The following is an 11,324-nucleotide window of genomic DNA, read 5'->3' on the forward strand; positions in this document are numbered from 1 at the left end:
ATTGAGACTTTTCTCAAGTTATTTTTTTGCTATGGAATTTACTGTGACTGCAACTGCTTTTTCATCGTTGGCCTTACCTTCTGGGTTAGTTGATAATTTATCAACACTCGGCTACACCCAAATGACTCCTGTACAGGCACAAAGCCTGCCTCCTGTTTTAAGTGGTAAAGATATTATTGCCCAAGCTAAAACAGGCTCAGGTAAAACAGCGGCATTTAGTCTAGGCGTTTTAGCCAAGCTGAATGTTAAACGCTTTCGTATTCAGTCGTTAGTGCTGTGCCCAACCCGTGAGCTTGCAGAGCAGGTAGCGGTTGAAATGCGCAAATTAGCACGCGGTATTCATAATATTAAAATTTTAACTTTGTGTGGCGGGGTATCAATTGGTCCTCAAATTGGCTCACTTGAACATGGTGCGCATATTATTGTAGGTACACCAGGGCGAGTTGACGACCATATTCGTAAAGGTACATTGCGCTTAGATGATGTTGAAACGCTGGTACTTGATGAAGCTGACCAAATGCTTGATATGGGTTTTCAAGACACCCTCGATGCCATAATTGAGTGTATTCCAACAAATCGTCAAACATTGTTATTTAGCGCGACTTTTCCAAAATCAATAGAAGCCATTGCAAAGCGTGTTCTGAGCAACCCTGAAATGATTAAAGTAGAAGAGCAGCAAGAAAAAAGCACTATCAAGCAATACTTCTATAAAATGGATAATAATAAGCAACGTTATCCAACCCTTAAATTACTATTACTTAAATTTACCCCACAAAGTTGTGTGGTGTTTTGTAATACCAAGGTAGAAACACAGCAAGTATGTGATGATTTAGCCGATGAAGGCTTCAGCGCCGTTGCATTGCATGGCGATTTAGAGCAGCGTGACCGTGAGCGTACACTGATTCATTTTGCCAATAAGAGTGCGTCTATTTTAGTGGCAACCGATGTAGCAGCACGCGGCTTAGATATTGATGATATGGACATGGTAATTAACTATCACTTAGCGCATGATCCACAAACGCATGTTCACCGTGTAGGGCGTACCGGGCGAGCGGGCAAAAAAGGCATTGCGTGTTCTATTTACGGTGATGCTGAGCAATTTAAAGTAGCGCAAATTGGTGACCACTATGAGCGTGATTTTACCCCTGAGCCAATGCCATCTTATAACCTATTAGATAAGCCTCCATACAAACCTGAAATGGTGACATTGATGATAGATGCAGGCAAAAAGCAAAAAGTGCGTGCCGGCGACATTTTAGGCGCATTAACAGGTAAAGATGGTATAGCAGGGCGCCAAGTGGGTAAAATTAATGTACTTGATAACGTGGCTTTTGTCGCGGTAGAGCGTAACTCATCTAAACCCGCGTTACGTAAATTAACCGAAGGCAATATTAAAGGGCGTAAAATCCGTGCTCGTCGCCTGACGCGCTAGTTTTACGTTTTAAGATGAGCAGCTCGCCTTGAGTTGCTCATATTCCATTTTTAATTGTTTAAACACTTCATTATCACCCCCTTGTTTGTCTGGATGATGCTGAACGGCTAGTTGTCGCCAACGCTTTTGTAATGTTTTTAAGGTAATTGGTTGTACTAATTGCCAGCGAGCGATTAATTGCTGATGTTGCTGAGCACTTAAAGGCGCTTCATGTTGTTTAGGCTTACTGAAACGTTGCCAAAAGCTATCTAATAATGCGTTAATTTCTGCTGTTGATGTTTCAAAGTTTTGCCAGTTTAAGTAGTAGTCACGCAGCGGATCGTTTGGGTGAAGTTGGTTTTGGCGAGGGTCGCTCACCAGTTCAATGTGTAAACTTTTAATCAGTAGCTGCTGTTTTGGCATGACTTGCTGCTGTAGCTGATAAAGTGCATTCATAATTAAAAAATTACGTTTAAATAAATCACGCTCGGGATCAGCGGCTAAGGTATCAAGTAACCCACGTTCTTTTAGTTCCGATGCTAAAGTATGAACCATCCACACTTTATTATTGATTAATAGTTCAAAAATCTCATCTATCAGTGGGTTAAGCATTGTTTACAATCTATTAATTGGTGTATCTTGAACAAATTATCATACACCTAAGTAACATTAAACCCCAAGGAGTGGGCGTGAATGCCTGTTTTATATTGGTCTAAATTAGATGTTTACATATTGTTTGGGTGTCATTTTATTATGGCTAGCAAGGATTAAAGGATATTTTTATGCTGACTCGGTTAAAGCGCATCTGCTTTATTGGTCTTTTGGTTGTACTGAGTGGTGCATCAAACGACGCTTTATCCAATGAGCAGACAAGTTTGTTTGAGCAGTTCGATCTTGAGCAAACATGGACTAAAAAGCACCGCCTTGCAACAGACATATTAGCTAACCCTGATCTTCCAAATTTACAACGCGTGACCATTTACAGTGACTTAGCGGAGCTGGCGTTTACACAGAGTGATTTAGCTAATGCACTAAAGTATTTTAAATTACTAGAGGCGAATAGCACCCTCAAAGAACAGCCAAAACTTTATTTTCGTGCAATTAAAATGCAAGGCGTGGTGCTTTATTATCAAGGGTTAGTGCAACAAGCGGTCGTTGATTATAATCGCGCGTTAAACATTGCCATTACCCTTAAAAGCCCGATTAAACAGGCTAACTTACTCAGTAATATTGGGCTCGCTTACTTTGATATGTATAACATGGAGCTAGCCCTCGACTATTATCAGCAAGCCAAAGTCATTTATGAAAAAGAGGGGAGCGCACAAGATAAAGCCGATATATTACATAATATCGCCGGTATTTATATTCGTCTCTCTCGGTATGAGTCCGCGCTTGAGATGTATCGTGAGGTTTTAAAAGTTTTTCAAGAGCTTGGTGATGACGATGGGGTTGCGCAGGTATACGGTAACATGGGTGTGGCGTACACTGAATCGAGGCAGTACCAGTTAGCGTTGCATTACAACCAATTAGCTTTGCGCTACTATCAAAGTGTTAATAACGCCTTTCAGCTTTCGACTAAGCACACCAATTTAGCCACAATTAATCTTAAATTAAATAAATTTGATGTCGCGTTATATCATGCTAATGCAGGGCAACAGTTTGCACTTGAGGCTGATAATAAGTCGTTACTAGCGGCTGCCTTACACGTGTTATCGACTGTTCAATTTGTGCAAGGCGATACAGAAAATGCCAAAGAAACCTCAGAGCGTTCAATTACGCTTGCCAAAGAGTATAATAATGGCATGCGCATAAAAGATGGTTTGGGGGTTGAAGCGCTGATCCATGCTAGCTTAGGGGATTATGAAAAAGCGTTAAATTTGCATCAACAGTATGTTGATTATCAGCGCAGTGTTAATACCGAAGAAGCCTCAAAAGCGGTCAGTCAATTTCAAATTCAGTTTGAATCAAATCAGCTAAACCAAGAAATTAAACAATTAAAACAGCAACAATACTTACAAGAATTACAAATAGCTAAACGTTCACAGCTGACGTTCTTATTGGTGATTGTTGCCATATTGATTTTAATTACAGTAATTGCTGTTTATAAACGCCGAACAGAAAAACAAGCGAAGTTAAAGCTGAGTGAGCAAGTTGAACAGCGCACCAAAGAGCTGCAAAGTGTGGCGCAAGAACTGCGTGAAGCTAACGAGGTTAAAAGCCAGTTTTTAGCGAATATAAGCCATGAAATTAGAACGCCATTAACCGCTATTTTGGCGCAAACTGACGATCTTATTAGTGGTCAGTATAAGGCTGAGCAATTACAAGATGAGCTTAGGGTAATACAACGACAAAGTGAGCATTTAAGAAGCCTGATTAATGATGTGCTTGATTTAAGTAAAATCGAAGCAAACAGGCTAGAACTTAACATTAGCTGTTTTGATATGGTGCAATTGATCAACGATGTTCATGCTATGTTTTCTCCACAAACTAAAGCGAAAGGCTTGTCACTGATATTAGAGAGTCAGTTAGGTGATACCTATTTTACGCGGCTAGATTTAACTCGAGTAAAACAAATACTTATTAATTTATGCGCCAATGCCATTAAGTTTACTCATAAGGGGCACGTAACAATTGCTGTTAGCAAAACGGATCAAGGGCTGCTCTTTTGTATTCAAGATACCGGAATTGGTATGAGCTCCTCACAGCTTAAGCTTATTTTTGAATGCTTTAGTCAAGCAGATAACAGCATTAGCCGACGTTTTGGCGGTACCGGTTTGGGCTTGAGTTTGTCGCAGCAGTTAGCAGCGATGATGGGTGGCTATATTAGCGTGCAGAGTGAGTTTAAAAAGGGCAGTGAGTTTTCGTTCTATTTGCCTTGTATACAAGTTGAAGAGCAAGTTTGCCACGATGATATGCAGGCTAAATCGGCTGCAGGGCATAGGTTGTTATCCGGTAAGGTGGTGCTTGCTGAGGATCACAGTGATAACCGCAAACTGATCAGTCGTTATTTACACTCCCTAGGACTTGAAGTGATTGCCGTTGAAAATGGTGAGCAAGCCGTAGAGCAAAGTTTAAAACTGTATCCGGATTTGGTGCTTTTAGATATTCAAATGCCCGTTATGGATGGTATTTCTGCGTTTGAACTACTCAAACAATGTGGCTATGAGCAGCCTATTTTAGCGTTAACGGCCAATGCCATGAGCCACGAGATTGACCACTACTTATCACTTGGTTTTAGCGATTATTTAGCAAAACCAATAGACAAAGAATCTTTTTACACTGTTTTAGCTAAATACTTAAGCTCAGCAAATGAGGATTCATCGACAGAAAGTATCCATGTAGATATGAGTGATTTAGTAGCGAGTTTTAAACAAAGCCTGATTACAGAAAGTGAGCTAATTGAACAGCATTTTAAAGTTGGAGATTATAAATCGCTGCAAAAAGATAGCCACCGAGTTTTAGGTGCGGCACAAATGTTTGAGTTTAAAGAAATAGCATTAGTGGCAAAAGCACTAGATGATGAATTACTTCAGTCACAAATTAACACTCAAAAGTTAACAACATTAGTAAATGACTTGCTGGTACTGCTTAAGCAATACGGATAAGCTGATTTACTCTAAAAATAAAAAAGACACCATCTGGTGTCTTTTTTATTTAAAAACGTTTATTTAACCAGCGTTCAGATTACTGACGTTTCATCGAATCAAAAAACTCATCGTTGGTTTTACTCATCGATAGTTTATCGATTAAAAATTCCATGGCATCAATTTCTGACATGTCATGGACTATCTTACGTAAAATCCACAGCTTTTGGAGCTCATCAGGCTTAGTAAGTAATTCTTCACGACGCGTACCAGAACGGTTAAAGTCGATAGCTGGGAATACACGTTTTTCCGCAATTTTACGGTTAAGGTGTAGTTCCATGTTACCCGTACCCTTAAACTCTTCGTAGATAACTTCATCCATTTTAGAGCCGGTATCAATAAGCGCAGTCGCAATAATTGTTAAGCTACCGCCTTCTTCAACGTTACGTGCAGCACCAAAGAAACGTTTAGGCTTATGTAATGCATTAGCATCAACACCACCGGTCAATACTTTACCTGATGATGGAATAACGGTGTTGTAAGCACGTGCTAAACGTGTGATTGAATCAAGTAAAATCACCACGTCTTTTTTGTGCTCAACTAAGCGCTTTGCTTTTTCGATAACCATTTCAGCAACCTGTACATGGCGAGATGCTGGTTCATCGAATGTTGATGCAATAACTTCACCTTTTACTAGGCGTTGCATCTCAGTCACTTCTTCCGGACGTTCATCAATAAGTAAAACCATTAATGTAACATCAGGGTGGTTATGTGTGATTGATTGCGCAATATTTTGTAGCAACATGGTTTTACCCGCTTTTGGCGGTGCTACTAATAAACCACGTTGGCCGCGGCCAATGGGTGACGCTAAATCAAGAACTCGTGCGGTAATATCTTCTTTACTGCCGTTACCACGTTCCATACGAAAACGTTCGTTTGCATGTAGTGGTGTCAGGTTTTCAAAAAGTATTTTAGTGCGAGAGTTTTCAGGTTTATCAAAATTAACTTCGTTTACTTTAAGTAAAGCAAAGTAACGCTCACCATCTTTCGGCGGACGAATAAGACCTGAAATAGAGTCGCCAGTACGCATACTAAAACGGCGAATTTGGCTTGGAGATACATAAATATCATCTGGGCCAGCTAAGTAAGAAGCTTCTGATGATCTTAAAAAGCCAAAACCATCTTGCAAAATTTCTAATACACCACCGCCGAAGATATTCTCTCCGCCTTTGGCATGGGATTTAAGAATAGCAAAAATAATGTCTTGCTTTCTTAAGCGGGCTACGTTTTCGAGCCCCATGGACTCAGCTAAGTTTACAAGCTCTTTTATAGACTTGTCTTTTAATTCGCGTAAATGCATATTGGTGGGTTCTTTATTACAGTTGTCATACTCAAAATCGCTTTATTAGATCGTTGAGTGAGGTTTGTTGAATATAACTAAGGATTAGTTGGCTTTATAAACTAGCAGGTCATTACTGCAGCGTCCAGTACTTCTGTAAAATAAATAATAAAAAAAGGGCTGAGCGCCCTTTTTTTATAAATTTACACTTAGATGTTGTTTTCTAAAAACTCAACTAATTGTGTTTTTGATAGTGCGCCTACTTTAGTTGCAGCCACTTGACCATCTTTGAAAAGTAGTAGTGTAGGAATACCACGAATACCAAATTTAGGTGGAGTACCTGCGTTTTGGTCAATGTTTAATTTAGTAATCGTTACACGGCCATCAAATTCCTCAGCAACTTCGCTTAGAATTGGGGCGATCATTTTACACGGTCCGCACCATTCAGCCCAAAAGTCTACTAGTACAGGTTTGTCTGATTGTAATACGTCAGCTTCAAAGCTATCGTCGGTAATTTGGATTATTTTCTCGCTCATTGCGCTCTCCGGTTTAGTTAGGCGAAATATTTAGTGCGTATTTAAACACTCTTGTTTCTTATTGCAAGTTTAAACGTTATGCTTAAACGCTATGACTAAGACACATTTGACCGATAAAAAGTTTTCAGACTTTGCTATTGCACCGGAAGTGGTTGCCGGGTTAACCGAAAGTGGGTTTGAATATTGCACACCCATTCAAGCTAAATGCCTACCGTTTATTTGTGAAGGGCGCGATATTGCGGGCCAAGCACAAACAGGTACAGGCAAAACGTTGGCGTTTTTAACCGCCACATGCCACCGGTTATTACAATCTAGCAAAGCACCTAGTAAACATCCAAGAGCCCTGATCATGGCCCCAACTCGGGAGCTTGCGATTCAGATACACAAAGATGCAAAAATTTTAGCGCCGCACTGTAATCTTAACTTAGGTTTAGTATATGGTGGCGAAGATTACGAAAAACAACGTGCACAACTAGAAAAAGGCGTTGATATTTTAATTGGTACTACAGGTCGCCTAATAGATCTGTACAAGCAAGGCTGTTACACCCTTAATGAAATTGAGGTAGTCGTGCTAGATGAAGCCGATCGTATGTTCGATTTAGGCTTTATTAAAGATATCCGTTATATGTTCCGTCGTATGCCGGATACATCAGAACGTTTAAACTTATTATTCTCTGCCACACTGTCGTATCGTGTACAAGAGCTTGCATTTGAACACATGACAAACCCAGAGCATGTGCAAATAGAACCCGATGTAAAAACGGGTAAGCGTATTCAAGAAGAGCTATTTCATCCTTCACAAGAAGATAAAATTAAGCTGTTGTTAACCTTGATTGAAGAAGAATGGCCTGAGAAAGCCATTGTTTTTGCAAATACCAAACACAGCTGTGAAACTGTGTATGCATGGTTAAAAGCAGATGGACATCGAGTGGGTATGCTCACCGGTGATGTAAACCAAAAGAAACGTCAATCAATACTCGCGCAATTTAGTAAAGGCGAGCTAGACTTTTTAGTGGCTACCGATGTTGCTGCGCGTGGTTTACATATTCCAGAAGTAAGTCATGTATTTAACTTTGACTTACCTGATGATTGCGAAGATTACGTTCACCGTATTGGTCGTACAGCTCGTGCAGGCGCTTCGGGTCATGCAATTAGCTTTGCGTGTGAGCAGTATGCTTATAACCTTCATGAAATTGAAGAGTACATCGAGCACAGCATCCCTTTATCGCATTACGATAAAAGTGCATTGCTAGATGATTTGACTAAGCCGACTATTCACAGAAAACGTAATTTTTCTACCGGTCCACGTAATCGTAGTAATAACAACGGACGTCGCCCAAATAATGGTTACCAAAAAGGACGGTCTTAACCGACCGTTAGTTTGATAGTATTCGTAACTAGAGGTTTTTGAACGGTGGGGCAACTTAAACCGCAAAAAAATGTATATGCAGTCATTGATTTGGGCTCAAATAGCTTTCATATGCTTATTGCCAAATCAGTGGCGGGTGGCTTGCAAACAATAGGTCGCGTCAAACGCAAAGTAAGACTCGCCGCTGGGCTTGATGATAATAATCTATTGAGCTTAGAGGCTATGCAACGAGGCTGGGAGTGTTTGGCCTTGTTTGCGGAACGTTTGCAAGATATTCCCAAGAAAAACATCACCATTGTTGCCACTGCAACACTTCGTTTAGCAACCAACGCCGACGACTTTAAATTACATGCTGAAAAAATATTAGGCCATAAAGTTAATGTTATTAGTGGTGAGCTAGAAGCGCGAACTATTTACAAAGGAGTTGCGCACACTTCTTCATGTGCGGGCAAACAGCTAGTTATTGATATTGGTGGTGCGAGTACTGAAGTGGTGATTGGTCAAGGCTTTGAAGCACGTCACTATAAAAGCCTTAATATAGGGTGTGTTACTTACCTTGAACGCTACTTTAAAGATTGCCAGTTAAATGAAGCAAACTTTAATACTGCTATTAATGCCGCGCGTACTGTTATTGATGAAATAGCACCTGAGTATAAAACGGCTGGTTGGCAACTTGCCTCTGGTGCGTCAGGGACCGTACAAGCTATTCAAGAAATCATGGTGGCACAAAATTTAAATGAAATGCTCACCCTTGAAAAGCTATACACCATTAAACAACAATCTATTGCTTATGAGACTATAGCTGAACTCGACTTGCCAGGGTTAAGTGAAGAGCGACGTTTAGTGTTTGTATCTGGGCTGGCTATCTTAATTGCACTGTTTGAGTCACTAGAAATAGAACAAATGGGATTGGCTGGTGGCGCGCTTCGTGAAGGTGTTTTATATAGCATGCTACCGGAACTGCATAATAACGACATTCGTCAACGTACTATTGATGGTTTTATGAATCGTTATCATGTGGATCAAAAGCAAGCATCGCGAGTATCCGGCTTAGCTTTACAATTAGCTAGCGAGGTTAATCACTATTGGCCGATAGAAGCATTAAGTGGATTACCGCTTTTAAATGCGGTGGCGCAACTTCATGAGATTGGTTTATTAATAGAGTACAAGCAATACCACAAACATACCGCTTACATTTTAGAAAATACCGATATGCCAGGTTTTTCGCAATCAGAACACAAAGTGATCGTTGCGATTGCCAACAGCCATCGTTCAGACCTTCAAAAAGGATGTTTAGATCATTTAGGTGCGCACAGTAACGTTGCAACGTATATCGTTCGACTATTACGTGTTGCCGTTATTTTATCTATGCGCCGCCAAGATGATGTCTTGCCTAACTTTAAGATAACAGCTGAAAATGAAGAGTTAGCTATTCAATTTGAAAACGATTGGTTAAAAAACCACCCATTAATGGCAAGTGAGCTAAATCAAGAGATTAAGTATCAGAAAAAATGTGGTTGGAAACTTAAAGTAAACTAGTTAAACCGCTCTTTACCACAGTTTTTAGTGGTTAAAATGAGCGTTTAGTTGTAATTTTGTTCGAACAGTCATTTATTTCAAGTTTTCTTCAAAAAAGGGTTGATCTGTTTTCGGATCTCCCTATAATGCGACCCCACTGAGACGGGGAACGCCAACGCATAGCGAGGCACGAGCTACTCAGTGAGTCGAGTAAAACTTAGTTTCGAAAACTTTCAAGTTTAACAAAATTAAGTGTTGACAAAAAAATAGGAAAGCGTAATATGCGCAGCCCTAGCGAGATAAAGTTAAGCGCTTTAATCGCAACGTTCTTTAACAATATAAAGCAATCATCTGTGTGGGCACTCGTACAGATTGAGTTCTAACAGCCAAGCTACTTCGTTCTTTATTGAGCAGGTAGTGAGGCAAACAAATTTAGAGTCTCAATTTAAACTGAGTGACCAACAGCAATAACTACTTAGGTAGGAATTGCAGCACAGTCAATTCAATATCGAAAGATATTAAATAAATTCAGAATTCATTGAGCTGTCGAAAGACATAAAACTTTTTAATTGAAGAGTTTGATCATGGCTCAGATTGAACGCTGGCGGCAGGCCTAACACATGCAAGTCGAGCGGTAACATTTCTAGCTTGCTAGAAGATGACGAGCGGCGGACGGGTGAGTAATGCTTGGGAACATGCCTTGAGGTGGGGGACAACAGTTGGAAACGACTGCTAATACCGCATAATGTCTACGGACCAAAGGGGGCTTCGGCTCTCGCCTTTAGATTGGCCCAAGTGGGATTAGCTAGTTGGTGAGGTAATGGCTCACCAAGGCGACGATCCCTAGCTGGTTTGAGAGGATGATCAGCCACACTGGGACTGAGACACGGCCCAGACTCCTACGGGAGGCAGCAGTGGGGAATATTGCACAATGGGCGCAAGCCTGATGCAGCCATGCCGCGTGTGTGAAGAAGGCCTTCGGGTTGTAAAGCACTTTCAGTCAGGAGGAAAGGTTAGTAGTTAATACCTGCTAGCTGTGACGTTACTGACAGAAGAAGCACCGGCTAACTCCGTGCCAGCAGCCGCGGTAATACGGAGGGTGCGAGCGTTAATCGGAATTACTGGGCGTAAAGCGTACGCAGGCGGTTTGTTAAGCGAGATGTGAAAGCCCCGGGCTCAACCTGGGAACTGCATTTCGAACTGGCAAACTAGAGTGTGATAGAGGGTGGTAGAATTTCAGGTGTAGCGGTGAAATGCGTAGAGATCTGAAGGAATACCGATGGCGAAGGCAGCCACCTGGGTCAACACTGACGCTCATGTACGAAAGCGTGGGGAGCAAACAGGATTAGATACCCTGGTAGTCCACGCCGTAAACGATGTCTACTAGAAGCTCGGAACCTCGGTTCTGTTTTTCAAAGCTAACGCATTAAGTAGACCGCCTGGGGAGTACGGCCGCAAGGTTAAAACTCAAATGAATTGACGGGGGCCCGCACAAGCGGTGGAGCATGTGGTTTAATTCGATGCAACGCGAAGAACCTTACCTACACTTGACATACAGAGAACTTAC

7 protein-coding genes and 1 rRNA gene are annotated in these 11,324 nt (G+C 41.1%); 5 read left to right on the forward strand and 3 right to left on the reverse strand.

From position 1 onward, the window contains the following. The first annotated feature begins 43 nt into the window (after positions 1-43). Positions 44-1,432 (forward strand): ATP-dependent RNA helicase DbpA, encoded by a 1,389-nt coding sequence (gene dbpA, locus QL984_RS07360; protein ID WP_024601994.1) that lies wholly within the window; start codon positions 44-46, stop codon positions 1,430-1,432. Positions 1,433-1,441: 9 nt separating this feature from the next. Here the strand turns inward: dbpA and QL984_RS07365 are convergent, their stop codons facing one another. After that, the gene (locus QL984_RS07365) at positions 1,442-2,023 is read right to left on the reverse strand and encodes a DNA-J related domain-containing protein (RefSeq protein ID WP_036957155.1); all 582 of its coding nucleotides are present in this window, start codon (positions 2,021-2,023) and stop codon (positions 1,442-1,444) included. Between the two features lie 170 nt (positions 2,024-2,193). Here QL984_RS07365 and QL984_RS07370 point away from each other — a divergent pair, with 170 nt between their 5' ends. After that, positions 2,194-5,016 carry a tetratricopeptide repeat protein gene (locus QL984_RS07370; RefSeq protein WP_128583783.1) on the forward strand — a complete coding sequence of 941 codons (2,823 nt, stop codon included), beginning with the start codon at positions 2,194-2,196 and terminating at the stop codon, positions 5,014-5,016. A 79-nt stretch (positions 5,017-5,095) separates the two neighbouring features. Here QL984_RS07370 and rho read toward each other — a convergent pair whose 3' ends face one another. Together rho and trxA are read right to left on the reverse strand one after the other, a co-directional pair. Further along, complete coding sequence (rho, locus tag QL984_RS07375) at positions 5,096-6,355, reverse strand: transcription termination factor Rho (protein WP_013463749.1); 1,260 nt, start codon at positions 6,353-6,355, stop codon at positions 5,096-5,098. Positions 6,356-6,543: 188 nt separating this feature from the next. After that, a complete protein-coding gene (trxA, locus tag QL984_RS07380) occupies positions 6,544-6,870 on the reverse strand; it encodes a thioredoxin TrxA (RefSeq protein WP_013463750.1) in 327 nt (108 codons plus the stop codon). 91 nt (positions 6,871-6,961) lie between these two features. Here trxA and rhlB point away from each other — a divergent pair, with 91 nt between their 5' ends. The 3 genes from rhlB to QL984_RS07395 all read left to right on the forward strand — a co-directional run. Then, entirely contained in the window at positions 6,962-8,239 is a 1,278-nt protein-coding gene (gene rhlB / locus QL984_RS07385) for an ATP-dependent RNA helicase RhlB (protein ID WP_010392673.1), read from the forward strand. Positions 8,240-8,284: 45 nt separating this feature from the next. After that, complete coding sequence (gene gppA / locus QL984_RS07390) at positions 8,285-9,778, forward strand: guanosine-5'-triphosphate,3'-diphosphate diphosphatase (RefSeq protein ID WP_036957158.1); 1,494 nt, start codon at positions 8,285-8,287, stop codon at positions 9,776-9,778. 545 nt (positions 9,779-10,323) lie between these two features. Next, positions 10,324-11,324 (forward strand): 16S ribosomal RNA (locus QL984_RS07395); the annotation flags it as partial.

The sequence above is a fragment of the Pseudoalteromonas sp. APC 3495 genome, assembly GCF_030407645.1.
Classification (GTDB): Bacteria; Pseudomonadota; Gammaproteobacteria; order Enterobacterales; family Alteromonadaceae; genus Pseudoalteromonas; species Pseudoalteromonas tetraodonis.

Coding starts and splice junctions, on each gene's coding strand:
- QL984_RS07365 (WP_036957155.1), bottom strand. CDS start 2,023: ATGCTTAACCCACTGATAGATGAGATTTTTGAACTATTAATCAATAAT.
- QL984_RS07370 (WP_128583783.1), top strand. CDS start 2,194: ATGCTGACTCGGTTAAAGCGCATCTGCTTTATTGGTCTTTTGGTTGTA.
- rho (WP_013463749.1), bottom strand. CDS start 6,355: ATGCATTTACGCGAATTAAAAGACAAGTCTATAAAAGAGCTTGTAAAC.
- trxA (WP_013463750.1), bottom strand. CDS start 6,870: ATGAGCGAGAAAATAATCCAAATTACCGACGATAGCTTTGAAGCTGAC.
- rhlB (WP_010392673.1), top strand. CDS start 6,962: ATGACTAAGACACATTTGACCGATAAAAAGTTTTCAGACTTTGCTATT.